The 25,569-nt window shown below is 70.5% G+C and carries 25 protein-coding genes; 15 read left to right on the top strand and 10 right to left on the bottom strand.

The window, feature by feature from the left end; all coding sequences use genetic code 11:
- From ACFVH0_RS21835 to ACFVH0_RS21810, 6 genes are all read left to right on the top strand, one after another.
- Nucleotides 1-1,632: a DHA2 family efflux MFS transporter permease subunit gene (locus ACFVH0_RS21835; RefSeq protein WP_385822468.1), complete on the top strand. Its 1,632-nt coding sequence runs from the start codon at nt 1-3 to the stop codon at nt 1,630-1,632.
- Between the two features lie 41 nt (nt 1,633-1,673).
- Nucleotides 1,674-2,039 carry a YciI family protein gene (locus ACFVH0_RS21830; protein ID WP_385822466.1) on the top strand — a complete coding sequence of 122 codons (366 nt, stop codon included), beginning with the start codon at nt 1,674-1,676 and terminating at the stop codon, nt 2,037-2,039.
- A gap of 46 nt (nt 2,040-2,085) precedes the next feature.
- Nucleotides 2,086-3,351: an RNA polymerase sigma factor gene (locus tag ACFVH0_RS21825; RefSeq protein WP_385822465.1), complete on the top strand. Its 1,266-nt coding sequence runs from the start codon at nt 2,086-2,088 to the stop codon at nt 3,349-3,351.
- A gap of 62 nt (nt 3,352-3,413) precedes the next feature.
- A complete protein-coding gene (locus ACFVH0_RS21820; protein ID WP_385822464.1) occupies nt 3,414-3,878 on the top strand; it encodes a VOC family protein in 465 nt (154 codons plus the stop codon).
- Between the two features lie 36 nt (nt 3,879-3,914).
- Nucleotides 3,915-4,580, top strand: coding sequence for a hypothetical protein (locus ACFVH0_RS21815; protein WP_385822462.1), 666 nt, complete (start codon nt 3,915-3,917; stop codon nt 4,578-4,580).
- Between the two features lie 50 nt (nt 4,581-4,630).
- Nucleotides 4,631-4,996 (top strand): hypothetical protein, encoded by a 366-nt coding sequence (locus tag ACFVH0_RS21810; RefSeq protein ID WP_385822460.1) that lies wholly within the window; start codon nt 4,631-4,633, stop codon nt 4,994-4,996.
- Between the two features lie 10 nt (nt 4,997-5,006).
- Here the strand turns inward: ACFVH0_RS21810 and ACFVH0_RS21805 are convergent, their stop codons facing one another.
- Entirely contained in the window at nt 5,007-6,266 is a 1,260-nt protein-coding gene (locus ACFVH0_RS21805) for a methyltransferase domain-containing protein (RefSeq protein WP_385822544.1), read from the bottom strand.
- 82 nt (nt 6,267-6,348) lie between these two features.
- Here ACFVH0_RS21805 and ACFVH0_RS21800 point away from each other — a divergent pair, with 82 nt between their 5' ends.
- From ACFVH0_RS21800 to groL, 3 genes are all read left to right on the top strand, one after another.
- Nucleotides 6,349-7,416 (top strand): polysaccharide deacetylase family protein, encoded by a 1,068-nt coding sequence (locus tag ACFVH0_RS21800; RefSeq protein ID WP_385822458.1) that lies wholly within the window; start codon nt 6,349-6,351, stop codon nt 7,414-7,416.
- Between the two features lie 434 nt (nt 7,417-7,850).
- Nucleotides 7,851-8,159: a co-chaperone GroES gene (groES, locus tag ACFVH0_RS21795; protein ID WP_124716902.1), complete on the top strand. Its 309-nt coding sequence runs from the start codon at nt 7,851-7,853 to the stop codon at nt 8,157-8,159.
- A gap of 99 nt (nt 8,160-8,258) precedes the next feature.
- Nucleotides 8,259-9,884 carry a chaperonin GroEL gene (gene groL, locus ACFVH0_RS21790; RefSeq protein ID WP_356480622.1) on the top strand — a complete coding sequence of 542 codons (1,626 nt, stop codon included), beginning with the start codon at nt 8,259-8,261 and terminating at the stop codon, nt 9,882-9,884.
- Between the two features lie 149 nt (nt 9,885-10,033).
- On the opposite strand, the gene ACFVH0_RS21785 is transcribed toward groL, so the two are convergent.
- From ACFVH0_RS21785 to ACFVH0_RS21765, 5 genes are all read right to left on the bottom strand, one after another.
- Entirely contained in the window at nt 10,034-11,062 is a 1,029-nt protein-coding gene (locus ACFVH0_RS21785; RefSeq protein WP_385822456.1) for a hydroxyacid dehydrogenase, read from the bottom strand.
- Between the two features lie 35 nt (nt 11,063-11,097).
- Nucleotides 11,098-11,952 (bottom strand): carbohydrate ABC transporter permease, encoded by an 855-nt coding sequence (locus ACFVH0_RS21780; RefSeq protein ID WP_356480619.1) that lies wholly within the window; start codon nt 11,950-11,952, stop codon nt 11,098-11,100.
- Entirely contained in the window at nt 11,949-12,842 is an 894-nt protein-coding gene (locus tag ACFVH0_RS21775) for a carbohydrate ABC transporter permease (protein WP_385822454.1), read from the bottom strand. The genes ACFVH0_RS21780 and ACFVH0_RS21775 overlap by 4 nt, the downstream gene beginning before the upstream one ends.
- Nucleotides 12,842-14,167, bottom strand: coding sequence for an ABC transporter substrate-binding protein (locus tag ACFVH0_RS21770; RefSeq protein ID WP_385822452.1), 1,326 nt, complete (start codon nt 14,165-14,167; stop codon nt 12,842-12,844). The genes ACFVH0_RS21775 and ACFVH0_RS21770 overlap by 1 nt, the downstream gene beginning before the upstream one ends.
- Before the next feature lie 168 nt (nt 14,168-14,335).
- On the bottom strand, nt 14,336-15,427 hold the full coding sequence (locus ACFVH0_RS21765; RefSeq protein WP_385822450.1) for a substrate-binding domain-containing protein: 1,092 nt from the start codon (nt 15,425-15,427) through the stop codon (nt 14,336-14,338).
- 223 nt (nt 15,428-15,650) lie between these two features.
- Between ACFVH0_RS21765 and ACFVH0_RS21760 the strand changes: the two genes are divergently transcribed.
- Nucleotides 15,651-17,180, top strand: a complete 1,530-nt coding sequence (locus ACFVH0_RS21760) for a right-handed parallel beta-helix repeat-containing protein (protein WP_385822448.1) — start codon at nt 15,651-15,653, stop codon at nt 17,178-17,180.
- A gap of 8 nt (nt 17,181-17,188) precedes the next feature.
- On the opposite strand, the gene ACFVH0_RS21755 is transcribed toward ACFVH0_RS21760, so the two are convergent.
- The gene (locus ACFVH0_RS21755; RefSeq protein ID WP_385822446.1) at nt 17,189-17,962 is read right to left on the bottom strand and encodes an SDR family NAD(P)-dependent oxidoreductase; all 774 of its coding nucleotides are present in this window, start codon (nt 17,960-17,962) and stop codon (nt 17,189-17,191) included.
- Between the two features lie 35 nt (nt 17,963-17,997).
- Complete coding sequence (locus ACFVH0_RS21750) at nt 17,998-18,672, bottom strand: MOSC domain-containing protein (RefSeq protein ID WP_385822543.1); 675 nt, start codon at nt 18,670-18,672, stop codon at nt 17,998-18,000.
- A gap of 108 nt (nt 18,673-18,780) precedes the next feature.
- On the opposite strand from ACFVH0_RS21750, the gene ACFVH0_RS21745 reads away from it, so the two are divergent.
- Nucleotides 18,781-19,671: a LysR family transcriptional regulator gene (locus tag ACFVH0_RS21745; RefSeq protein ID WP_385822444.1), complete on the top strand. Its 891-nt coding sequence runs from the start codon at nt 18,781-18,783 to the stop codon at nt 19,669-19,671.
- A gap of 93 nt (nt 19,672-19,764) precedes the next feature.
- Here ACFVH0_RS21745 and ACFVH0_RS21740 read toward each other — a convergent pair whose 3' ends face one another.
- A complete protein-coding gene (locus tag ACFVH0_RS21740) occupies nt 19,765-20,100 on the bottom strand; it encodes a WhiB family transcriptional regulator (RefSeq protein WP_124716892.1) in 336 nt (111 codons plus the stop codon).
- A 412-nt stretch (nt 20,101-20,512) separates the two neighbouring features.
- Here ACFVH0_RS21740 and ACFVH0_RS21735 point away from each other — a divergent pair, with 412 nt between their 5' ends.
- From ACFVH0_RS21735 to ACFVH0_RS21720, 4 genes are all read left to right on the top strand, one after another.
- On the top strand, nt 20,513-21,124 hold the full coding sequence (locus tag ACFVH0_RS21735) for a response regulator transcription factor (RefSeq protein WP_003948568.1): 612 nt from the start codon (nt 20,513-20,515) through the stop codon (nt 21,122-21,124).
- A gap of 297 nt (nt 21,125-21,421) precedes the next feature.
- The gene (locus ACFVH0_RS21730) at nt 21,422-21,997 is read left to right on the top strand and encodes a sigma-70 family RNA polymerase sigma factor (RefSeq protein ID WP_351255630.1); all 576 of its coding nucleotides are present in this window, start codon (nt 21,422-21,424) and stop codon (nt 21,995-21,997) included.
- A 151-nt stretch (nt 21,998-22,148) separates the two neighbouring features.
- A complete protein-coding gene (gene guaB / locus ACFVH0_RS21725) occupies nt 22,149-23,654 on the top strand; it encodes an IMP dehydrogenase (RefSeq protein ID WP_385822442.1) in 1,506 nt (501 codons plus the stop codon).
- Between the two features lie 104 nt (nt 23,655-23,758).
- The gene (locus tag ACFVH0_RS21720) at nt 23,759-24,883 is read left to right on the top strand and encodes a GuaB3 family IMP dehydrogenase-related protein (RefSeq protein WP_007453079.1); all 1,125 of its coding nucleotides are present in this window, start codon (nt 23,759-23,761) and stop codon (nt 24,881-24,883) included.
- A gap of 77 nt (nt 24,884-24,960) precedes the next feature.
- Here ACFVH0_RS21720 and ACFVH0_RS21715 read toward each other — a convergent pair whose 3' ends face one another.
- Nucleotides 24,961-25,536, bottom strand: a complete 576-nt coding sequence (locus tag ACFVH0_RS21715; protein ID WP_385822440.1) for a hypothetical protein — start codon at nt 25,534-25,536, stop codon at nt 24,961-24,963.
- Nucleotides 25,537-25,569: the final 33 nt, after the last annotated feature.

Raw genomic sequence — 25,569 nt, 5'->3', positions numbered from 1 at the left:
ATGACCGCGGAGGAAGGGAAAGTCGTGGACGAACACTCACGGCACACGCGTTGGCTGCTGGTGGTGGCTCTCGCGGTGCAGTTCATGGTGGCGTTGGACATGTCGGTGGTGAACGTCGCGCTGCCGGACATGCGCAGCGATCTGGGCTTCACGGCCCAGGGGCTGCTCTGGGTGGTGAACGCCTACGCACTGGCCTTCGGCGGGCTGTTGATGCTCGGCGGGCGGCTCGCCGATCTGCTCGGCAGCCGCCGGGTCCTGATGGTGGGCCTGGTGCTGTTCGGCGTGGCGAGCCTGGTCGGCGGGTTCGCCGGTTCGCCCGGCACGCTGATCGCCGCGCGGGCGGTGCAGGGGGCCGGCGCCGCGGCGCTCGCCCCGGTCGCCTTCGCGCTGATCGCCCTGGCCTTCCCGGCCGGGCCGGCCCGCTCCCGGGCCCTGGGGCTGTGGGGCATGGCGGGCGCGGCGGGCGGCGCGGTCGGCGTGCTCGCGGGCGGGATGCTCACCGACGCGGCGGGCTGGCGCGCGGTGATGCTGGTGAACGTGCCGATCGTGGCCTTCGCGCTGGTGGGCGCCGTGCGCGCCGGACTGCCGGGCGACCGGGGCAGGACCGCCGCCCGGCTCGACGTGACGGGAGCGCTGCTGGCCACCGCCGGTACGACGCTGCTGGTCCTCGGACTGGTCCGCACCTCGACCGACGCCTGGGGATCCCCCCGGACGCTGGGCACCCTCGGCGCCGCCGTGCTGCTGCTGATCGCCTTCGTCGCCGTCGAACTGCGGACCAGCACTCCGCTGCTCCGCCCCGGACTGCTGAAGGGGCGGCCGGTCCTGGCCGCGAATCTCTTCTGCCTGCTGCTCAGCTCCGGGCAGTTCGCCGCGTTCTACTTCGTCTCGCTCTACATGCAGCAGGTGCTCGACTACGGGCCCACCGCCGCCGGCGTCTCCTTCCTGCCGTTCACGGCGGGTGTCGTCGCCGGCTCGGTCATCGCCACCCGTACGGTCGCGTCGTTCGGCACCGGACGGCTGCTGGCGCTCGGCGGCGTCCTGGCCGCGCTCGGCCTCGCCGGATTCGCCGCGACCGCCCGGGCCGACGGCAGCTTCCTGTACTCGATCCTCGGCCCGTCGCTGGTCTGCAGCGTCGGCGTCGGGATGTGCTTCGTACCGCTCGGCACGGCGGCCACGACCGATGTGGCGCCCGACGAGACGGGCATGGCCTCCGGGCTGCTGAACAGCGCCCGCCAGGTGGGCGGCTCGCTGGGGCTCGCGATGCTGGTCACCGTCGCCGCCCGGGTCACCGGCGACGGGCACCGCCCGGCCGACCTGGCGGCCGGGTACTCGGCGGCGTTCTGGGTCTGCGCCGGACTGCTCGTGGTCGCGGCGGTGGCGGCCCTGCTGCTGCTCCCGAAGAACTCGGCGCGCAGCGCCGGGACGGCTGCCGCGGAGGCTGCCGCGAGGACCGCTCCCGAGGCCGCGGCGGATGTCGCCCCGGATGTCGCCCCGGATGTCGCCCCGGATGTCGCCCCGGATGCCGCTCCGGATGCCGCTCCGGTGGCCGCTCCGGTGGCCGGTCCGGAAAATTCTCAGAAGAATTTCCAGGGACCTGTCGATCCGGCCGGGGCCCGTTCGACGCAGGGGTGAGAGGCGGGGAGAGCCCCCGCACTTTTGACCGAGGAGTCACCATGCCGCGCTTCATGTCGCTGATCCGCATCGACGAGCAGAACCCCTTCGGCGACCCGGACCCCGGGTTCGAGGCCCGTATGGGTGCCCTGTTCGAGGAGATCACCAAGGCCGGCGTCATGCTGGAGACGGCCGGGCTCACCCCGACCTCCCAGGGGTCCAGGGTCACCTGGTCCGGCGGGAAGCTCAGCCAGACCGACGGGCCCTTCACCGAGACCAAGGAGGTCGTCGGCGGCTACGCCATCCTGCAGGCCAAGGACATGGAGGAGGCCCTGGAATGGACCCGGCGCTTCCTGCGGACCCACCCGGAGAACTGGACCGTGACCTCCGAGGTCCGCCAGATCGACGAGGCCACCATGGGCGCCTGACCGGCGCGCTTGCCGCCGTCCGGCACGGCTGCTGTGATGAGTGATCATGACGGCAGCAAGCCCGGCAGCGGCGGTCGAAGCGGTCTTCAGGATCGAGTCGGCGCGGATCATCGCAGGTGTCACCCGCATCGTGCGGGACGTCGGCATCGCCGAGGAACTCGCGCAGGACGCCCTGGTGGCCGCACTGGAACAGTGGCCGGAGTCAGGTGTCCCGGACCGGCCGGGCGCCTGGCTCATGGCCACCGCCAGAAACCGCGCGATCGACCTCGTACGCCGCAAGGAGACCTACGCGCGCAAGCTCGCCGAGGTGGGGCGCTCCCTGGCGGACGTGCCGCCGCCCGAGCCCGCCGACCCGGACGCCATCGACGACGATCTGCTCCGTCTGATCTTCACCGCCTGCCACCCGGTGCTCTCCACCGAGGCCCGGATCGCCCTCACCCTGCGGCTGCTCGGCGGCCTCACCACCGAGGAGATCGCCCGCGCCTTCCTGGCCCCGGAGCCGACCGTCGCCCAGCGCATCGTCCGGGCGAAACGGACCCTGGGCCGCGAGGGCATCCCCTTCGAGGTGCCCTCCGGACCGGAGCGTGCCGCCCGCCTCGGCTCCGTGCTCGAAGTCATCTACCTGATCTTCAACGAGGGCTACGCGGCCACCGCGGGCGACGACTGGCTGCGCCCGGCCCTCTGCGAGGACGCGCTGCGGCTGGTCCGGGTGCTGGCCGGGCTGATGGAGCGGGAGCCCGAGGTCCACGGCCTGGCGGCGCTGCTGGAACTCCAGGCCTCGCGCACCGCCGCCAGGACCGGCCCGGACGGTGCGCCGGTGCTGCTCGCCGACCAGAACCGGGCCCGCTGGGACCGGCTGCTGATCCGGCGCGGGGTAGCGGCCCTGGAGCGGGCCGTGGCGGCGACCGTGGAGGGGGCCGGGCTCGGCCCGTACACCGTGCAGGCCGCGATCGCCGCCTGCCACGCGCGCGCCGTGACGTACCAGGACACCGACTGGAACACCATCGCCGCCCTCTACGACCGCCTCGCCGCGATCGCGCCGTCCCCGGTGGTCGAGCTGAACCGGGCCGTGGCCGTCTCGATGGCGCACGGCCCGGCCGCCGCCCTCGCCCTGGTCGATGCCCTGACCGACGACCCGGCGCTCAAGGACTACCACCTGCTGCCCAGTGTGCGCGGGGACCTGCTGGCCAGGACGGGGCGTACGGACGAGGCACGGGCGGAGTTCCTGCGGGCGGCCGGGCTGACCCGCAACGAGCGGGAACGGGCGATGCTCCTGGACCGCGCGGAGCGTCAGGTCCGCGACGGCCGATGAGTTCCGGGCACCGGACGGGTCTACCCTCCACAGCTTCCCGCACCGCCCGACAGGAGCAGATCATGCAGAAGATCACCACCTTCCTCTGGTTCGACACCCAGGCCGAGGAAGCCGCGAACTACTACGTGTCCGTCTTCGGCGGCGACTCGAAGGTGCTCCGGACGACGTACTACACGGACGCCGCGCCGGGACGGACGGGATCGGTGATGACCGTCTGCTTCCGGCTGGCCGGCCAGGAGTACGTCGCGCTCAACGGCGGCCCGCAGTTCCCCTTCACCGAGGCGATCTCGCTCTCCGTGGACTGCGCCACACAGGAGGAGCTGGACACCCTGTGGGCCGAGTTCACCGCCGAGGGCGAGGAGGGGCAGTGCGGCTGGCTCAAGGACAAGTACGGCCTGTCCTGGCAGCTCGTGCCCCACGGCTTCGACGAGGCGCTGTCCGACCCGGATCCGGCCAAGGCGGAGCGGGCCATGAAGGCGATGACGGGTATGCGGAAGCTGGACATCGAGGCACTGCGCAACGCCTGAACCGGCCCCCCGCGCGCGGTCGGTAGGGTCATGCTCATGTCTCGCCGAGCGCAACTGCCGCCGCCACCGCCGCCCGTGGAAATACGTTCCTGGCCCGACCGGGAGGCCATGCTCACCGACCGGGCCGCGGTGCTCGGGGAGTTGGTGAGGGCCCATGTCGCGCCGGGACGGCTGGCGATGCTGTGGCTGTGGGGCTCGATCTGCGCGCTCGGCTGGCTCCTGGTGGGCACGGCGTTCATCACCTTCGAGGAGTCGTACGACGTCATCAGCGCCGGGATCGGCGTGATCATCGCCGCCATGGGCGTCGGCTGCGTGGTGCCGGCGGTCATCGTCGTCGTCGTAGGCCTGCGCCGCGACCGCAGGATCCGCCGGCTGCTCGACGCCTGGGGCGCGTTGGCCCGCGATCCGGCGCGCGACGCGGCGCTGCGGATGCCGGGCGTCTCCCTCGCCTGGCTGCTGATGTCCTTCGCGCTCTGCGCGGCCGGGCTCTACGCCTGCTTCGCAGTCCCGGCCAGTGGCGTGCTGGACGGAGACGCCTACGGCTTGGCCGTCCTGGTCATGGGGCTCGGGCTGACCGGCTGGATCGTCGGACTCATCGGTCTCGTCAAGGCGTTCGCCCACCGGCGCTGGGTGCTGCGGGTACTGGCCGGGGTGCCCGCCCCGGAGCCGCTGATCTCCGTCGGCGGCGGTGCCCACCGCTGACCGCGGACCTATCCTGACGGGACACATGGGTCACGCCGGGGGAGGGCGACATGGAGTGGTACTGGTGGGTGCTCATCATCTTCTGGACGGGCGGCTTCGGGTGGGCCGTCGACAACGTCCGTACGGCGCTGCGCAATCGGCACACCCGCAAGCTGGAACTGATCGAGGCGTCCCGGCAGGAGCGGCTGGCCCTCGAAGCGGCCAACCAGCCGCCGGAGCCCGTCTGCGGCTGCACGCACCACCTCGCCAAGCACGACAAGCAGGGCAAGTGCCATGAGCGGGTCGAGGTGCCGACGGCCTGGGACGAGACCAAGAAGCCGGTCCGCTTCGAGTCCGGGCAGTGCAACTGCCAGCAGTACGTGGGTCCCCAGCCGCTTTCGCAGGTGTACGCCCCGGACCTGACCGACCTCGCCTGACGCCCGCCGGTCAGGCCGGTCGGGCCGGGCCGGTCAGCGGGTGGCCGATCAGCATCGTCGGTGCGCCGGCCACCCGGGTCAGGAAGACCGTCGCGGAGGCGGGCCCCTGGAGCTTCATCCTGCGGCGCAGCTCCTCCGGTTCGACCGCCGATCCGCGCTTCTTGACGGTCAGCACGCCCACCTTCCGCTCCCGCAGCAGCGCTTTCAGCTTCTTCATGTTGAAGGGCAGCCGGTCGGTGATCTCGTACCCGGAGGTGTACGGGGACTCGTACGGCTCGTCGCTCGTGATGTACGCGATCGTCTCGTCGATCAGCCGGCCGTCGCACCGGGCCACGAGGTCGGCGACCAGATGGGCGCGGATGACGGCGCCGTCCGGCTCGTACAGATAGCGGCCGACCGGGCCGACCGGCGGGGCGGGCAGCGGGGCCGCGGACCACAGTCCGGCCCCGGCCGGGAGCACGGTGGCGCGGAACGAGCCGGCCGCGAAGCCCTCGCCGAACCAGAGCACCGCCTCCTTCACGTCGCCGCCGTCCGAGATCCACTCGGCCTCCGCCTGCGCCGGGATCGCCTCGTGCGGGATGCCCGGGGCGATCTTCAGGGCCGCCCGGGGGGCCGCGAGCGCGGCGCCGGTCGCCCAGGAGAGCGGCGGTGAGTACGCCTCGGGGTCGAAGATCCGGCCCCTGCCACCGCGCCGGGCCGGGTCGACGAAGACCGCGTCGTACGGCGAGGTGTCGATGTCGGCGACATCGGCGCACCGCACCTCGATCAGGCCGTCCAGGCCCAGCACGGCGGCGTTGGCGCGGGCCACTTCGGCGGTCAGCGGGTCGCGGTCGACGGCGAGGACGGATACGCCCGCCCGCGCGAGCGCGATCGCGTCGCCCCCGATCCCGCAGCAGAGGTCGGCGAGGCTCCGCACCCCGCCGGCCGCGAACCGCCGCGCACGATGGGTGGCCACCGACGTGCGGGTCGCCTGCTCGACGCCGTTCGGCGTGAAGAACATCCGGTACGCGTCCTCGGCGCCGAACTTCGCCACCGCCCGCTGCCGCAGCCGCGCCTGTCCCAGCGCCGCCGAGACCAGCGGGGCCGGGTGGGAGCGGCGCAGCCGGGTGGCGGTGGCGAGTTCCTGGGAGGGGTCGTACGACCGCAGCTCGTCCAGCAGCGCCGCGCCCTCGGGGGTGCGCAGGGCGAGGAAGGCGGCGATGGGGTCGGGGGCGTCGGACCGGTCGTCGGCGGACGGGCCGTTCGGGGCGAGAGCGTTCACCCGCCCCATTGTGAGCCAGCCGGGTAGAGCGCCGGGCCGGGCGGCGGTGTCGGACCGGGAGGCCGATTCCGTGCTGGCAGTATGCGGCGCCATGCAGCTTGTACGACAAAATGAAAAAAACACCACGAAGCGACTCAGATCGGGCCCGCCCCGATCCGGGCGCGGCCGGGGTTCCGGCGCGCACCGGCCCGCCTGCGCCGTCCTGGCCGCACTCCTGGTCGCAGCGGTCGGCTCCGGCTGCGCCTCCGGGTCCGGTGAGCAGGCGGGCGACACCGAGCACTGGGACCGGTCCCACGCCGGGAACCCGGGCCCGAACCCGGAGTTGAACCCCGACGCGACGCCCGGTACGAACCCCGCCGCCGGGCACCCGGGCGGCCCCGGACAGCGCGCCGGCCAGGGCCGGGAACCCGGCGGGGTCCATGAGAACGCGCAGCTCAGCCCGGCCGTGCGGGCGACGCTCGCCAAGAAGTGGGGACTGGACAAGCCGCCGCTGATCGCACCGCGACCGCCCGCCGTGAAGCCGCGCGTCATCACCCGCGAGGGGTTCGAGGTGGAGGGCGGCGACGGCTCGCTGCCACCGGTCTTCACCACCGTCCCGACCAAGGACCGGGTCGTCTTCCTGACGATGGACGACGGCTCCGAGAAGGACCCCGAGCTGTTGCAGATGATGGACGAGCTGGACATCCCGTACAGCGCGTTCCTCAGCGACTACGAGGTGAGCGACAACTACGGGTACTTCGGCGAGGCGCAGCGGCTGGGCGTCGGTATCAACAACCACACGCTCAACCACCCCTATCTGCCCGGACTCTCCTACGCCGGGCAGGAACGCGAGATCTGCGGCCAGCAGGAGATCATCGAGAAGCGGTTCGGCAAGCGGCCCACCCTCTTCCGCCCGCCGTACGGCAACTACAACGGGGACACCCTCCGCATCGCGAAGGCCTGCGGGATCAAGGCCGTGCCCCTCTGGAACGCCGAGGCGTTCCCGGACCACATGGAGTGGCGCGAGGAGGACGAGGACCTGCACCCGGGCGACATCATCCTCACCCACTTCCGGGGCCGCGACGAATGGGACGGCAGCATGGCCGACCTGGTCCGGGCGGTCATGAAGACCGTCACGGACAGGGGATACGCCGTGGCCCGGCTGGAGGACTACGTATGAGAAGGGCGCACCGGCTGCTGGCCGGACTGCTGGCGGCCGGCGCGCTCCTCACCACCGCCGGCTGCGCGCAGTCGGTGGACCCGATCGAACGGCTGGGCCGCAAGGCCGTGCAGAAGGTGAACCACCCGTCGCCGACGCCGGCGGCGGGCCCGCCCGCGCGGCCGTGCGGAACGGTCCGGTCCGTCCGTACGTTGCCCCTGTGTTGTCCGGACTGTTGTCCGGACCGTGCCCCGGCGGTGACGCCACGACCGTCTCAATTGGCACTCCGCTTGACCGAGTGCTAATCCCGGTCATAGTCTCGGTGCTGGCACTCACCACTGGAGAGTGCCAGCAGTACTGCGCGACTGGCAGGTCCGGCACCCGCGACGACGGATCCACCTGGTCGCCACCCAAGACTGTTACCCCGTGAGATCTCCGAAGGGGGAGACCGGATCGTGTCGACCGCCAGCACCAAGGTTGCGATCAAGCCGCTCGAGGACCGCATTGTGGTCCAGCCGCTCGACGCCGAGCAGACCACGGCCTCCGGCCTGGTCATTCCGGACACCGCCAAGGAGAAGCCCCAGGAGGGCGTCGTCCTGGCCGTGGGCCCGGGCCGCTTCGAGAACGGCGAGCGCCTTCCGCTCGACGTCAAGACCGGCGACGTCGTGCTCTACAGCAAGTACGGCGGCACCGAGGTGAAGTACAACGGCGAGGAGTACCTCGTCCTCTCGGCTCGCGACGTGCTCGCGATCGTCGAGAAGTAATTCACCCACGTTTGCTTCTGTTCTGCGCCCCTGGCCCCCTGCGAATAACCAGCCGGGCGGTCGGGGGCGCAGTTCGTTCGAGAGGAAAGCTCAGCTCCCATGGCGAAGATCCTGAAGTTCGACGAGGACGCCCGTCGCGCCCTTGAGCGCGGCGTCAACAAGCTTGCCGACACGGTCAAGGTGACGATCGGCCCCAAGGGCCGCAACGTCGTCATCGACAAGAAGTTCGGCGCTCCCACCATCACCAACGACGGTGTCACCATCGCGCGCGAGGTCGAGCTCGACGACCCGTACGAGAACCTCGGTGCCCAGCTGGTGAAGGAGGTGGCGACCAAGACCAACGACGTCGCGGGTGACGGTACGACCACCGCCACCGTGCTGGCCCAGGCGCTCGTCCGCGAGGGTCTGCGCAACGTCGCCGCCGGTGCTTCCCCGGCCGCCCTGAAGAAGGGCATCGACGCAGCGGTCAAGGCCGTGTCCGAGGAGCTCCTCGCGACCGCCCGACCGATCGACGACAAGACCGACATCGCCGCCGTGGCCGCGCTCTCCGCGCAGGACCCGCAGGTCGGCGAGCTCATCGCGGACGCGATGGACAAGGTCGGCAAGGACGGTGTCATCACCGTCGAGGAGTCCAACACCTTCGGTCTGGACCTCGACTTCACCGAGGGCATGGCCTTCGACAAGGGCTACCTGTCCCCGTACATGGTGACCGACCAGGAGCGTATGGAGGCCGTCCTCGACGACCCGTACATCCTGATCCACCAGGGCAAGATCGGCTCGATCCAGGAGCTGCTCCCGCTGCTGGAGAAGGTCATCCAGGCCGGTGGCTCCAAGCCGCTGCTGATCATCGCCGAGGACGTCGAGGGCGAGGCGCTGTCGACCCTCGTCGTCAACAAGATCCGTGGCACCTTCAACGCCGTCGCGGTGAAGGCCCCGGGCTTCGGTGACCGCCGCAAGGCCATGCTCGGCGACATCGCCACCCTCACCGGTGCGACCGTCATCGCCGAGGAGGTCGGCCTCAAGCTCGACCAGGCCGGTCTGGACGTGCTGGGCACCGCCCGCCGCGTCACCGTCTCCAAGGACGACACCACGATCGTGGACGGCGGCGGCGAGCCCGGCGACGTCAAGGGCCGGGTCAACCAGATCAAGGCCGAGATCGACGCCACCGACTCCGACTGGGACCGCGAGAAGCTCCAGGAGCGCCTCGCGAAGCTGGCCGGCGGCGTGTGCGTGATCCGCGTCGGTGCCGCCACCGAGGTGGAGCTCAAGGAGAAGAAGCACCGTCTGGAGGACGCCATCTCCGCGACCCGCGCCGCGGTCGAGGAGGGCATCGTCTCCGGTGGTGGCTCCGCTCTGGTCCACGCCGTCAAGGTCCTGGAGGGCAACCTCGGCAAGACCGGCGACGAGGCCACCGGTGTCGCGGTCGTGCGCCGCGCCGCCGTCGAGCCGCTGCGCTGGATCGCCGAGAACGCCGGCCTTGAGGGCTACGTCATCACCTCGAAGGTCTCCGAGCTCGACAAGGGCCAGGGCTTCAACGCCGCGACCGGCGAGTACGGCGACCTGGTGAAGGCCGGCGTCATCGACCCGGTCAAGGTCACCCGCTCCGCGCTGGAGAACGCCGCGTCCATCGCGTCGCTGCTGCTCACGACCGAGACCCTGGTCGTCGAGAAGCCGGCCGAGGAAGAGGCCGAGGCCGCCCACGGCGGTCACGGTCACTCGCACTGACGCGTAACCGCTGAAGGCCGAGAGCCGAAGAAGGCCCCCTGTCCCACCGCCGAGCGGCGGGACAGGGGGCCTTCGGTCTGTCCGGAGTGCGGTTCGGACCGAGTGGTTCGGACCCAGTCGTTCAGGCCGAGTGGTTCGGACCGAGTGGTTCAGGCCGAGTGGCTCAGGCTCCCGGAGTGCACCGGGTCCGCGAAGGGCAGACCGGCCGCGAAGCGCTCCAGCTCGTCCAGCGCCTGGTCCGCCATCCGGTGCAGCTCGTCGCCCAGCGAACCCGCGACGTGCGGGGTGAGCAGCACGTTCGGCAGGGTGTACAACGGCGAGTCGACGGGCGGCAGTTCGGGGTCCGTCACGTCCAGCACCGCACGCAGCCGCCCGGCCGTCAGCTCGGGCAGCAGCGCGTCCTCGTCGACCAGCGAACCGCGCGCAGTGTTGATCAGCGTCGTCCCCGTCGCCATCACGGCCAGCTGTGTCGCACCGATCAGATGGTGGGTCTCCGGCAGCTGGGGCGCGTGCACCGAGACGACGGAGCTGCTCGCGCACAGTTCGTCGAGCGAGGTGAGCCGTACGCCGAGCCGCGCCGCCTCCGGGCCGTCCACGTACGGGTCGTACAGCAGCACGTCCAGGTCGAAGGGGCGCAGCAGCTCGATCACGCGCCGGCCGATCCGGGAGGCGCCGACGATGCCGACGGTACGGCGGTAGTTGCCGGCCCCGTCGAGCTCGGCGAGCCAGTCGTGGTCGGCGCGCAGATCACGGTAGCGGTCCGCGGAATGCAGTACCCGCTTGCCGGCGAACAGGATCGCGGCGAGGGTGAATTCGGCGACCGGCAGGGCGTTGGCCCCGGCCGCCGATGTGACGGTGATGCCGCGTTCCCAGCAGGCGTCGGTGATGTGGTGCTTCACGGAACCCGCGGCGTGCACGACGGCCCGCAGGCGGGGCGCGCCCGCCAGTACCCCGGCGGTGAGCGGTGTCGCGCCCCAGCAGGTGAACAGCACCTCGGCCTCGGCGAGCGCGGCGGCCACCTCGGGCGTCGGGTCGGCCAGGTCGTGGGCGACGAAGGCCGGGTCGGTACGGGTGAGGGCGGCCAGCCGGGTGCGGTGGCGGTCGGCGAGGAGGCGGTCGGCGATGCCGGGGCCCATCGCGAGCAGGGCCGTCGGCCGGTTGTCAGTGGCGTGGGGCATGGTGGGACTCGTACTCCTCAGGGCTCGCGGTGAGGTCACTTGACGCTGCCGGCGGTCAGTCCGGCCTTCCAGTGCCGCTGCAGCGAGACGAAGGCGACGATCAGGGGGATGACGGCGAGGAGCGACCCGGTGACGACGAGCGGGTAGAAGCTCGGCTCGCCGTGGGTGTTGGTGTTCCAGGAGTACAGACCGAGGCTCAGCGGGAAGAGCTTGCGGTCCGAGAGCATCACGAGGGGGAGGAAGAAGTTGTTCCAGATCGCGGTGAACTGGAAGAGGAAGACCGTCACGAAGCCCGGCATGACCATGCGCAGTCCGATGGACCAGAAGACGCGCAGCTCGCCGGCCCCGTCGATACGGGCGGCCTCCAGGGCCTCGTTCGGTATGTAGCCGGTGCTGAACACCCGGGCGAGATACACGCCGAACGGGTTGACCAGCACCGGGATCAGCACGGACCAGTAGGTGTTGACCAGGCCGGTCTTGGAGGCCAGGAGATACATCGGCAGGGCGAGCGCCGTGGTGGGCACCAGCACGCCCATCAGCACGAGGCCGAACAGCTTCTCCTTGCCCCGGAATTCGTACTTGTCGAAGGCGTATCCCGCGGCGACGCAGATCAGCGAGCAGACGATCGCCCCGCCGCCCGCGTACATGAGGCTGTTGAGGTACCAGCGGAAGTAGATGCCGTCGCCGTAGGAGGCCAGGTTCGAGAGGTTCTCGCCGAGGTTGAAGCCCTCGAAGGAGAAGGCGTTGCCCGCGAGCAGACCGCCGGTGTCCTTCGTTGCGGCGGTGACCAGCCAGACGAGGGGGAAGAGCATGTAGACGACGGCGAGCAGGAGAAAGCCGTTGACGGCGGTCTTCGACATCCAGCGGCTGCGGGAGGCGGGGGAGTTCATGCTTTCTTGCCCTTCCGGCCGGTGAAGCGGGTGACGACGAAGGACAGCAGCGCGGCCGTGAGCGCCAGCAGGATGGAGGCGGCCGCGGCGAGACCGTAGTCGTTGCGCTCGAAGGCCGCGGTGTACGCGTACATGTTCGGCGTCCAGGTGGAGGAGACGGCGGAGCCGGTCCCCTTGTTGAGGATCAGTGGCTCGGTGAACAGCTGGAGCGAGCCGATGACCGTGAACAGCGCGACCATCACGACGGACGAGCGGATCAGCGGAACCTTGATGCTGAGCGCGATGCGCCAGGCACCGGCCCCGTCGACCGTCGCCGCTTCGAGCACGGAGCGGTCGATCGCCTGCAACGCGGCATAGAAGATCACCATGTTGTAGCCGAGCCACTCCCACAGGGCGATGTTGACGATGGAGGGAAGGGCGCCTTCGGGGGAGAAGAAGTCGAAGCCGATCCCGCCGGACTCCATGGCGCTGACCACCGGGCTGAGCTGCGGTGTGTAGAGGTACACCCAGATCAGCGCGGCGATGATGCCGGGCACGGCGTGCGGCAGGAAGAGCGCGAGCTGGAAGAACCGGCGGGCGCGGGCCAGCGCGGAGTCCAGCAGCAGGGCGAGGGCGAGGGCTCCGACGAGCAGCAGCGGAATGTAGAACAGGCAGTATCCGAGGAGTACGCCGAAGCCCTCGCGGAACGCCCGGTCGCCCAGGGCCGCCGTGTAGTTGTCGAGTCCGCTGAAGACGGTCTCGGTGCCGCCGAAGCCCAGGCCGGACTGCTTCTCGGTGAACAGGCTGAGCCAGACCGCGTAACCGATCGGCAGCAGCATGGCCACGGTGAACAGTACGAAGAAGGGCCCCAGCAGGATTGCGGCGGCTCTGGTCGTCCGGGCGCGCTTCATCAGCCTGCGTCCTCGACCTTCAGACCGCGCTTCTTCAGCTCGGCGACCGTGGCGTCGTGCCCGGCCTTCACGGCGTCCTTGATGGTGGTGCCACCGCTGGCGACCTTGCCGAACTGGTCCTTCATGGTGGTGTTCGTGGTGCCGGTCGTCGGGCCCCAGTTCCAGCCCTGGCCGATCGAGGTCGCGGCGCCCTCGAACACCTGGTAGATGTCCTCGCCGCCGTAGAAGCCGGCGTCGAAGGCCTTCTTGGCGACCGGGCGCAGTGCCGCCGCGGCCGGGAAGGCGCTCGAAGTGCCGGACTCGATGCGGGCCTTGATGCCGTCCTCGGTGGTCGACATCCAGGTGGCGAACTCGACCGCGGCCTTGGCCTTCTTGCTGGTCTTGGTCACCGCGAAGGTGGAGCCGCCGAGCATGCCGCTGGCGGGCTTGCCGTCCCAGCTGGGCATCGGGGCGACGGCCCACTTGCCGCTCTGCTCGGGCAGCGTGCCCTTGAGGACACCCGCGCCCCAGGCGGCGCCGAGGTAGCCGACGGTGCCGCCGTTCTTGAGCGAGTTGGTCCACTCGGGGCTGAACGAGGCGTTGGCGCGGATCAGGTCGTCGTCGAGCAGACCCTGCCAGTAGTCGGCGACCTTGTTGGTGGCCGCGTCGGCGGTGCTGACCTTCCAGGTGTCGCCCTCGGGCTTGTACCACTGGGCGCCGGCCTGCCAGGCCATCGCCTGGAACGTGGTCGGGTCGTCCGGGAAGAAGGTGCCGATCCGGGCCTTCTTGTCGGCCTTCTTGACCTTCTCGGCGGCCTTGCGGAACTCGTCCCAGGTCTTGGGGACCTCGACGCCGTACTTCTCGAACAGGTCCTTGCGGTAGTAGAAGGACTGCGGCGAGGCGTCGAACGGAACGGCCCAGTTCTTGCCGCCGAGCGTCGTCAGCTCGACCGCCTGCGGCAGCAGCTTCTTGCGGATGTCCTCGGTGAAGTACTGGCCGATGTCCTGGAGCGCGCCCTGACTGACGTACTCCGGAAGCTGCGGGTACTCGATGGAGACCAGGTCGGGCGCGTTGCCGGCCTTGACCGCGTTGGAGATCTTGGCGTAGCCGCCCGCGTTGCCGGACGGGATCTCCTCGTACACCACCTTGATGTTCTTGTGGGAGGCGTTGAACGCGTCAACGACCTCCTTGGACCCCTTGGCCCAGCCCCAGAAGGTGATGCTGACGGGCTTGCCGTCGGTTCCGGTGGCGGCAGAGTCGTCGCCGCCGCCACAGGCCGTGAGAAGGGCGAGGGCGGTGGCGGTGCCGACAACGGCGAGGGACGTTCTGCTCGGACTGCGGCTCACAGCGAGGCTCCTGAACTGGCGGCGACATTGGCGTTGGCCGTGATCCTTGGACCAGTCGTGACCGAAGTCAAGAGCGAAAGATCGATTGATCGAAAAAAGATCAGATAAGTTACGTACGGACGTACGTGGGATACCCTGCGGAATCGGGCACCTGAACAGTGCGGACGCCTACGGGAGGCGTGCCCCGCACGATTCCCTGACCCTCAGCTGCGGCAGCAGCGTCAGATGGCGCCGGGGAGCGCCCTCGCTCTGCCCCAGCCGTTCCACCAGCAGCTCCGTGGCGTGCCGGCCCACCTCGCGCTTGGGCGGCGCCACCGCCGTGAGCGGGGTGTCCGCGAGGGCCGCCACCTCGTCGTCGTAGGCGATCAGGGCCAGGTCCTGCGGCACCCGCACGCCCAGTTCGGCCAGGCGCTGCACCACCTGGATCGCGTCCACGTCGTTGTGGATCAGCGCCGCCGTCGCCACCCCCGAAAGGACTGCCTCGCGCAGCGCCTGCACGGCCTCCTCGAAGGCGTCCGGGGCGAGTTCGGCCGGTACGGAATCGATCACGTCCTGCGGTGCGCGCAGCCCGAGCACGGACAGCGCCTCCTGGTACCCGGACCGCACCGCGACGGCGGTCGGGGAGTCCGCGCGGGCCATCAGCAGCGGCGCCCCGTGTTCGAGGTCCACCAGGTGGCGCACCGCCAGCAGCACGCCGTGCGCGTGGTCCGAGCAGACCCGGTCCAGGGCGTCCAGCGGGGAGCCCGCGGTGGGCCTGCGCTCCAGCAGGACGGTCGGCACGGGCAGCGAGGTGATCCAGTCGCCGAACGCGGCGGGGTCGCCCGGGTCCTGCCAGCCGGGTGCGACCAGCAGCCCCTCGGCACCCGCGGAGAGCAGGCCCTCGGTGCGGGCGTGGTCCTCCTGCGGCCGGTAGTCGGAGATCCGCAGTATCAGCCTGGCCCCGGCCTTCGCGGCGGCCTCGTGGGCACCTCGGATGACCTCGGCGAAGTAGTAGGTCGACGAGGGCGCGAGCATGCCGAGGACCAGTCCGCTGCCGCCGGACCCGGGACCGGCGGCAGCGCCCGGGGCGGCGTCCTGCGGCCAGGACACCGAACCGTGCACCCGGTCGAGCAGGCCCCGGCCGGCCAGTTCCTCCACGTCCCGGCGTGCCGTGACGGGCGAGACCCCCAGCAGCGAGGCCAGGTCCGAGACCCGGGCCGAACCCCGTTCCCGTACCAGCCCGAGCAGGCGGTCATGACGTTCAGCAGCACTTTCGCGCACGGCAGCAGTCCCCTCGCAGTGTGTGGCCCGGCCCCCGGTCCGGCCGGTGCCGGGGCCGTCTTCCGACCCTAGACCAACGTGATCGAACGATGGGAGTTTCGATCATTCAAACGCAATCCATTGACGTTCGATCAATCCAAGTCCAGGATTCCCGGCGATGCGGACTCGTCCCCGTCCCGACCCCGACTGTTCGCCCGATCCTGACTGTTCGTACGGAGGAATTGTGAGACATCGCGTCACCGCAGCGGCGCTCGCGGCCCTGACCGCCGCAGGCGGTCTGACCGTCGCGAGCCAGACCGCCGCGCAGGCCGCACCGGCCGGCCGCACCTTCCACGTCGACTGCGCCGCGGACCCGGCCGGTGCCACCGGCAGCAAGCAGCACCCCTGGACTTCTCTGGCCGAGGCCAACGCGCACACCTACGGCCCCGGCGACCGGCTCCTGTTCAAGCGCGGCGCCACCTGCACCGGCACCCTCGCACCCACGGGCACCGGCTCCGCCCGCGCCCCGTTCACCATCGCCGACTACGGCAACGGCCCGGCCCGCGCCCGGCTCGACGGGGCGGGCGCCCATGACGTCGTCCTGCTCTCCAACACGCAGTACGTGCACCTCAAGGCCCTGGAGATCACCAACGCCGACAACCCCGGCAGCGAGCGCAACGGCGTCCGCCTCCGCCTCACCGACTACGGCGTCGCCCGCGGCTTCGACATCTCCGGCCTCTACATCCACGATGTGCGCGGCGGTGACTACAAGACGGTGTCCGGCTCCAGCGCGATCCACATCGCGGTCGAGGGCAGGACGAAGGCCAGCTGGTACGACGGTCTGGACATCGGCAACAACCGCATCGAGGACGTCGACCGCGAGGGCATCTACTTCAAGTCGACCTTCTCCAAGCGCGATCTGGTCGGTCAGCAGCAGGACCCGAACGTGTACCCGGGGGAGTGGACGCCCAGCACCGGTGTCCGTATCCACCACAACACGCTGAAGTCCCTGGCCGGCGACGGGATGAAGCTCGACACCACCAGCGGCGCCCGGGTCGACCACAACCGGGTCGACGGCTTCCAGCTCCGCTCGCCCTCCGCCAACGCGGGCATCTGGACCTTCAACACCGACGACACCACCGTCGAGTACAACGAGGTCTCCGGCGGCGGCAACACCCACGACGGAATGTCCTTCGACGCCGACGGCGCCTCCCAGAACACCGTCTTCCAGTACAACTACAGCCACGACAACAAGGGCGGCTTCCTGCTGATCTGCCCGTACAGCGGAGCCAAGACCATCGGCACGGTCGCCCGGTACAACGTCAGCCGCAACGACGGCGCCCGCCTCATCCAGAACTGCTGGGGCCCGATCCTGGGCACCGAGATCTACAACAACACCTTCCACAACAAGGAGCAGATCCCCGGCCACCTCGTCCAGGACGACGCCGGCAGCCCTGCCACCACCCAGCACGAACTGGCCATCCGCAACAACGTCTTCGTGAGCGAGGGCACCGGCGGCTACGCCTTCAAGAACCCGACCCCCGGGCTCTCCTTCGACCACAACGCCTTCTACGGCATCGAGATGACCCGCCCCAACCCCGGTGGCGTCACGGCCGATCCGAAGCTCCGGGCCGACTTCCGGCTCGGCGCCGGCTCGCCCGCCCTCGCCGCCGGAGCCGTCATCGAGAACAACGGCGGCAAGGACTACTTCGGCAACCGGGTCAGGCCCGGCGCTCCCAACATCGGCGCCTACGCGGGCCGCGGGGTGCGGTAACCGACCGCTCACTGAGGACCGTACTTGCGGCCTGTCTTGGAGGTCATCCCTCCGAGCAGGCCGCGCGGCGTCACCTTCACGACCCCCATCAGCGCCTTGTACCGGGGATCGGGGACCGAGACCGACTTGCCGCGCGCCAGGTCCGCCAGGGCCGTCGCCACCAGCTTGTCCGCGTCGAGCCACATCCAGCCCGGAATGTTGCCGGTCCCCATGCCGGCCCGCTGGTGGAACTCCGTCCGCACGAAACCCGGGCACAGCGCCATCAGCCGAACACCCGTACCGGCCATGTCCTTCGCCGCGCCCTGGGTGAACTGCACGACCCATGCCTTGGACGCGCCGTACGTCCCGCGCGGCACGAACGCGGCCACCGAGGCCACGTTGACCACGCCGCCCCGGCCGCGCTCCCGCATCCCGCCCGCCGCCGCCGAGGTCAGCCGCAGCACCGCCTCGCAGTGCACCTTCAGCATCTTCAGCTCATCGGCCATGGGCACGTCCAGATAGTGCCCCTTGTTGCCGAACCCGGCATTGTTGACCAGCAGATCCACCGGATGGAGACGGTCCGTCAACCGGTCCTCGACCGAGGCGATCCCGTCGTCCTCGGACAGATCGGCCCTCAGCACCTCGGCCTCGATGCCGTGCCGGTCGTGCAGCTCCGTCGCCTGCTCGCGCAGCCGCTCGGTGTCGCGCGCCACCAGCACCAGGTTGTGCCCATCCGCCGCCAGTCGCCGCGCGAAGGCGGCACCGATCCCCGCGGTCGCGCCCGTAATCAGTGCAGTCGTCATACGCGGCACGTTAGTGCCTGTCCGGCACGCGGCGATCAGCCGTCCGCCGCCGGCTTCCCGGCGTACTCCAGGGCGGCCCGCAGCGCCTCGGGATGCAGCGCGTCCCCGGCCGCGAGCAGCTCCGGCAGCAGGTCCCGCCGCGTGGTGGCGGCCAGGAACTCCATGCGCACGGTGACGTCGTGGTCCGGGCGGTACACGATCTCGACGGGATCGCCGGCCCGGACCGTGCCCGGCTCGATCACCCGCAGATAGGCACCGGGGGCCGCCGCCCGCGTGAACCGCTTGACCCAGCGCTCCTCGCCGACATGACCGGCGAACGTACGGCACGGAATCCGGCCCGATGTCACCTCCAGCACCAGATCGGCGCCGATCCGCCAGCGTTCACCGATCCTCGCGCCGCTCACATCGACCCCACGGATCGTCAGGTTCTCCCCGAACGCGCCATTGGCCAGCGGCCGGCCGAGCTCCCGCTCCCACACGTCGAGTTCCTCGCGGGCGAAGGCGTACACCGCCTGGTCGGAGCCGCCGTGATGGCGCAGATCGCACACCGAGTCCCCGGCCAGACCGCTGCCGCCGGTGCCCTTGGGCCCGGGGTCGGTGACATGTACCGGCCCGTCGGCGGGCCGCTTGTCGATGCCGGTCACCCCCGCCGGGGCGCCGGTGTAGGGGACGGCCTTCGGGCGCCCCGTGTTCACGGTCAGCAGCCGCATCGGCCCGGTCGGTTCCATGGACGTCATACCGAGAACGCTATCCACTCCACCCCCAAAGATGTGTGGCGACAATGCGCAACCGACCCAAGAGTCACTTATGGTTGAAGGGTGATCGAAGCCCGTCATCTCCGTGTCCTGCGCGCCGTGGCCGCCACCGGCTCGTTCTCCGCCGCCGCCCGCGAGCTGGGCTGCACCCAGCCCGCGGTCAGCCAGCAGATGAAGGCCCTGGAGGCTTCGGCGGGCACCACGCTGCTGATCCGCACCGGACGCGAGATGCGGCTCACCCAGGCCGGCGAGGCCCTGGTCCGGCACGCCTCCGGCATCCTCGCCGGTCTCACCGCCGCCGAGGAGGAGGTCGCCGCCATCGCCGGGCTGCGAGCCGGCCGGGTCCGGCTCGTCTCGTTCCCCAGCGGCAGCTCCACCCTGGTCCCCGGCGCCCTCGCCGCACTGCGCGCGGCCCACCCCGGCACCCGGGTCTCGCTGGTGGAGGCCGAGCCGCCGCGCTCCGTCGAGATGCTGCGCGAGGGCGACTGCGACATCGCGCTGGCGTTCCGTTACGGCGCCTCCGGCGCGGAATGGGACGACCTGGTGGTACGCCCGCTGCTCACCGACCGGCTGATCGGCCTGGTCCCCGAGGGGCACCGGCTGTCGAACTCCGCCGCGGTGGGCATCGCCGAGCTGGCCGAGGAGTCCTGGATCGCGGGCTGCCCGCGCTGCCGCCGCCAGCTCGTGGAGGTCTGCGAGGCGTCGGGCTTCACCCCCCGGATCGACTTCGCCACCGACGACTACCCGGCGGTGGTCGGCCTGGTCGGTGCCGGACTGGGAGTGGCCGTACTGCCGGAGCTGGCGATCGAGTCGGTACGCCCCAAGGGGGCGCGCACCGTGACGGTGGAGCCGGCCATCGAGCGCGAGATCGTCGCTCTGACCTTGCCGGACCTGGCCCAGGTGCCGGCGGTGGCGGCCACCCTGGACCGGCTGTTCCAGGCGGCCGCCCGCTGAGGGGCCTGCCTGTGGCCCGGCCCCTCGACGCGGCCGGGTCGTACCACCCTCAATGCGGAAACGTTTCTGTTGTTGCTGTGCGGGGAGCCGGGATCAGCCGTGCCCAGACGGGGACGGCACGCCCGACGGCGCCGCGGCCGCGATGAGCCGGCTGCGGGCGCGTCCCATGAGCTCCTCACGCTCGTCCTCGGTCAGTCCGCCCCAAACCCCGTAGGGCTCTCGCACCGCCAGGGCGTGCGCCGCGCACTCGGCGCGCACCGGGCATCGCATGCAGACCTCTTTCGCCGAGTTCTCGCGGGCGCTCCGTGCCGCTCCGCGCTCACCCTCCGGGTGGAAGAACAGTGAGCTGTCGACCCCTCGGCAGGCCGCCAGCAGTTGCCAGTCCCACAGATCGGCGTTGGGTCCGGGAAGGCGGGAGAAATCTGCCATTGCTTGTCCCCTCGAAACCATGCTGAGTCGGAAACGTCGTTGTCGTCCGTCATCGACCGTGCCCACGACCGTACATCTACGATGTAAGTAGATGTAAATATGACTGATTGCGAATCTATCCACAGACACCAGCAAAAGGGAAGAAAACCCGCCAAATGGGGCATACCTTCATATGAAGTTTCGGTTGACGATTGGATGATCCGCGCCGTTCTCCTCCGTGTGCGCCCCCTCACGTAGAGTGCCGAACCCGGTTTCCCGACCCGTAACTCTTTCGAGTGACCGTCGTTGAGAGGGCGGAGGCGGTTGACGGAAAAAGCGATCGGGCAGGTGTCCGAGAGTGTCAACCGCACAGGTGACGACTTGTAACAGCCTGGAGGCTCAAGGTGACGCGCATCGGCTTCGGAGGACGGTCATGACATCCGTCCTCGTCTGCGACGACTCCCCGCTTGCCCGAGAAGCGCTTCGTCGCGCGGTCGCGACCGTGCCCGGAGTGGAGCGGGTGACGACGGCGGCCAACGGCGAGGAAGTCCTTCGCCGCTGGGGCGCCGACCGTTCGGATCTGATTCTGATGGACGTACGCATGCCCGGTCTCGGGGGTGTGGAGACGGTCCGGCGGCTGCTCTCCGCCGACCCCGGCGCCAGGATCATCATGCTGACCGTCGCCGAGGACCTGGACGGTGTCGCGCTCGCGGTCGCCGCCGGTGCCCGCGGCTATCTGCACAAGGACGCCTCCCGCGCGGAGCTGCGAGCCACCGTCACCCAGGCGCTGGCCGATCCGACGTGGCGGCTCGCCCCGCGCCGGCTGCGGTCCGCCGAGATGGGTGCGGCGCCGACGCTCACCGCGCGTGAGATCCAGGTGCTCGAAGGAATGAGCCACGGCCGTTCGAACGCCGAGATCGGCCGTGAGCTGTTCCTCTCCGAGGACACGGTGAAGACGCACGCCAGGCGCCTGTTCAAGAAACTCGGAGCCTCGGACCGGGCGCACGCCGTCGCGCTCGGCTTCCGCTGGGGCCTGGTCCGCTGAGGTCCTGTCGTGGCCGGCAGTCGATCGATTCCCCGTCCGCGCAGCGGCGGACGGGGTGAGGTGACCGACAGGCGCGGGACGGGTTCCGCCCCACCGGTGGAGCCCGTCGCGCCGACGGTATGTGACGCTTCCCGGCCGATGCCGCATCCTTGAGATGTGGAGTTCCTCGGGAACGATTCGGTCGAGCGGAAGGGGAGGGCGCAGGACATGACTTCCGGCGCACCCGCTCATAACGCTTCGGTGCACAACTACGGACGCGGCGGCGCGGATGACGCGGCTCCGAGGCACCATGGTCCGATGCGCGACGACGAGACGACGGCGATCGGTGCCCTGGTGCACCGTGCCGTCGAGGGCGACGCGCAGGCCACCCATGATCTGCTGGCCCACGTCCACCCCCTCGCCCTGCGCTACTGCAGGTCCCGGCTGAACCGGCTGCCGGGTGATGCCCGCCACTTCGTGGAGGACCTGGCGCAGGAGGTCTGTGTCGCGGTGCTGATGGCGCTGCCGCGCTACAAGGACACGGGCAGACCCTTCGAAGCCTTCGTGTTCGCCATCGCGGGCCACAAGGTCGCCGATCTCCAGCGCGCCGCCATGCGGCACCCGGGATCGACGGCCGTGCCGTCCGACGAGATGCCCGAGCGGCCGGACGATTCGCTCGGGCCCGAGGAGCGTGCCCTGCTCAGCAGCGATGCCGCCTGGGCGAAGAAGCTCCTCGCCAACCTCCCGGAGAACCAGCGCGAACTGCTGGTCCTGCGGGTCGCCGTCGGGCTCACCGCCGAGGAGACCGGACAGATGCTGGGCATGTCGCCGGGCGCCGTCCGGGTCGCCCAGCACCGGGCCCTGAGCAGGCTGCGGGCGCTCGCGGAACAGTGAGCGGGCCCATCCGGGGCCGCGCGGAAGTACCGTACGGGACTTCCGTACGAAGCTACAGAACCTCTGGGTGATCTTGCTCGTGGAATGAGACACCCCCGGAGGCCGTTAGCATGGACATCCGCACCGATCAAGGCCATTTGGGGAAGGTGTCATGACTGCAAACGTCGACGGAGTGCCCGAGAAATTCGCGACGCTCGGGCTGACATACGACGACGTGCTGCTGCTGCCGGGCGCATCCGAAGTGCTGCCCAACGCGGTCGACACCTCGTCCCGCATCTCCCGCAACGTACGCGTGAACATTCCGCTGCTCTCCGCGGCGATGGACAAGGTCACCGAGTCGCGCATGGCCATCGCCATGGCGCGGCAGGGTGGCGTCGGTGTGCTGCACCGCAACCTGTCCATCGAGGACCAGGTCAATCAGGTGGACCTCGTGAAGCGCTCCGAGTCCGGCATGGTGACCGATCCGATCACCGTGCACCCGGACGCGACGCTGGCCGAGGCCGACGCGCTGTGTGCCAAGTTCCGCATCAGCGGCGTCCCGGTGACCGACGCCGCGGGCAAGCTGCTCGGCATCGTCACCAACCGCGACATGGCCTTCGAGTCCGACCGTACGCGCCAGGTGCGCGAGGTCATGACGCCGATGCCGTTGGTCACCGGCAAGGTCGGCATCTCCGGTGTCGACGCCATGGAGCTGCTGCGCCGCCACAAGATCGAGAAGCTTCCGCTGGTCGACGACGCGGGCGTCCTCAAGGGCCTCATCACGGTCAAGGACTTCGTGAAGGCCGAGCAGTACCCGAACGCGGCCAAGGACGCCGAGGGCCGTCTCCTCGTCGGCGCGGCCGTCGGCGCCAGCCCCGAGGCACTGGAGCGCGCGCAGGCCCTGGCCGGGGCGGGTGTGGACTTCCTCATCGTCGACACCTCGCACGGACACAACAGCAACGCGCTGAACTGGATGGCGAAGATCAAGTCCAGCGTCGGCGTCGACGTCATCGGCGGCAACGTCGCGACGCGGGACGGTGCGCAGGCCCTGATCGACGCCGGTGTCGACGGCGTGAAGGTCGGTGTGGGCCCCGGCTCCATCTGCACCACGCGTGTGGTCGCCGGTATCGGCGTCCCGCAGGTCACCGCGATCTACGAGGCCGCTCTCGCCGCCCGCGCGGCAGGCGTCCCGGTCATCGGGGACGGCGGTCTGCAGTACTCGGGCGACATCGGCAAGGCGCTCGCCGCCGGTGCCGACACGGTCATGCTGGGCAGCCTCCTCGCGGGCTGCGAGGAGTCTCCCGGTGAGCTCCTCTTCATCAACGGCAAGCAGTTCAAGTCGTACCGCGGCATGGGTTCCCTCGGGGCGATGCAGTCCCGTGGCCAGGGCCGTTCGTACTCCAAGGACCGCTACTTCCAGGCCGACGTGGCCTCGGACGACAAGCTCGTCCCCGAGGGCATCGAGGGCCAGGTGCCCTACCGCGGCCCGCTGGGCAATGTGCTGCACCAGCTCGTCGGCGGTCTCCGCCAGACGATGGGTTACGTGGGCGCCGCCTCCATCGACGAGATGGAGACCAAGGGCCGCTTCGTCCGCATCACGTCCGCGGGGCTCAAGGAGAGCCACCCGCACGACATCCAGATGACGGTCGAGGCACCGAACTACAGCCGCAGCAAGTAGCCGCCGACAGGGCCAGGGGCGGTCCCGGGACTCCCGGGGCCGCCCCTGGCGCATATGTCGGGGATACTGGAAGGCGCTGAAACGCAGAGGGAAAGGCCACACACGTGACTGAGATCGAGATCGGGCGCGGCAAGCGCGGCCGCCGGGCGTACGCATTCGACGACATCGCCGTCGTTCCGAGCCGCCGTACCCGCGACCCGAAGGAGGTCTCGATCGCCTGGCAGATCGACGCCTACCGTTTCGAGCTGCCGTTCCTGGCCGCTCCCATGGACTCCGTGGTCTCCCCGCAGCACGCCATCCGGATCGGCGAGCTCGGCGGCCTGGGCGTCCTCAACCTGGAAGGGCTGTGGACCCGGCACGCCGACCCGCAGCCGCTGCTCGACGAGATCGCCGAGATGCCCGTCGAGTCGGCGACCCGCCGCCTCCAGGAGATCTACTCCGCGCCGATCCAGGAGGAGCTGATCGGGCAGCGCATCAAGGAGGTGCGAGACTCCGGTGTCGTCACCGCCGCCGCGCTCTCCCCGCAGCGCACCGCGCAGTTCTCCAAGGCCGTCGTCGACGCGGGCGTGGACATCTTCGTCATCCGCGGTACGACGGTCTCCGCCGAGCACGTCTCGGGCGCGGCCGAGCCGCTCAACCTCAAGCAGTTCATCTACGAGCTGGACGTCCCGGTGATCGTCGGCGGCTGCGCCACGTACACCGCCGCCCTGCACCTGATGCGCACCGGCGCGGCCGGTGTCCTCGTCGGCTTCGGCGGTGGCGCCGCGCACACCACGCGCAATGTCTTCGGCATCCAGGTGCCGATGGCGACCGCGGTCGCCGATGTGGCCGGCGCCCGCCGTGACTACATGGACGAGTCCGGCGGCCGGTATGTGCACGTGATCGCGGACGGCGGCGTCGGCTGGTCCGGCGACCTGCCGAAGGCCATCGCCTGCGGTGCGGACGCGGTGATGATGGGCTCCCCGCTGGCCCGTGCGACGGACGCGCCGGGCCGCGGCCGGCACTGGGGCATGGAGGCCGTCCACGAGGACGTGCCGCGCGGCAAGCTGGTGGACCTGGGCTCGGTCGGCACCACCGAGGAGGTCCTGACCGGTCCTTCGCACACCCCCGACGGCTCGATGAACATCTTCGGCGCGCTGCGCCGGGCGATGGCGACGACGGGGTACAGCGACCTCAAGGAGTTCCAGCGCGTCGAGGTCACGGTGGCGGACTCGCAGCACCGCCGCTGAGTGTCACGGACACGACGGGAGGGCCCGGACCGCAGCCGCGGTCCGGGCCCTCCCGTGTGTGCGGGCGTGCTCCGCGACTATTCGCCGGCCTTCTTGGCGCCGGAGAACGCGGCGACCGCCGCGACGGCGAAGAAGAGGTACGAGATGAAGTCCGAGTCGGCCTTCCACGCCTCGTTCAGCAGGCTGAAGTGGTCGAAGAAGAGCTCGGAGACGGTGACCGGGAGCTCCTTGGCCGCGATCATCGCCTCGCCGAGCAGCTGGCCGAAGTAGACGGCGACCAGCGAGAGCAGGGCGCTGACGACCGGCAGCACGGGGTTGCGGCCGCCGACCTTGCCCGCCGCGAAGCCGACGATGAAGCCGACACCCACGGCCGCGTAGCCGATCTCGTGCTTGGTGGCGCCGATGATGGCGCCGTAGACGGCCGCGGCGACGACGGCCGCGACGAAGCCGGCGGCCAGGCCGAGGCCGATGTTGTTGCGTGCCGGGGCCGGCGGGGTGAACGGCGCGCCGCCGAACGGGGCGCCGGGCTGCTGGCCCGCGAAGGGGTTGCCGGTCGGGGCGCCGGGCTGCTGGCCCGCGAACGGGTTGCCGCCGGACTGGGCGCCGGGCTGGGCGTCGTGCGGCTGGTTCGGCGGCGGCACGGGCTGGCTCATGGTGGTATCCCCCCTGGGACGGAAGCGCACGAT

Source organism: Streptomyces sp. NPDC127117, from assembly GCF_042677325.1.
Classification (GTDB): Bacteria; Actinomycetota; Actinomycetes; order Streptomycetales; family Streptomycetaceae; genus Streptomyces.
The sequence above is the reverse complement of the archived record's forward strand: the minus strand, read 5'-3'. Positions and strand labels throughout refer to the sequence as shown.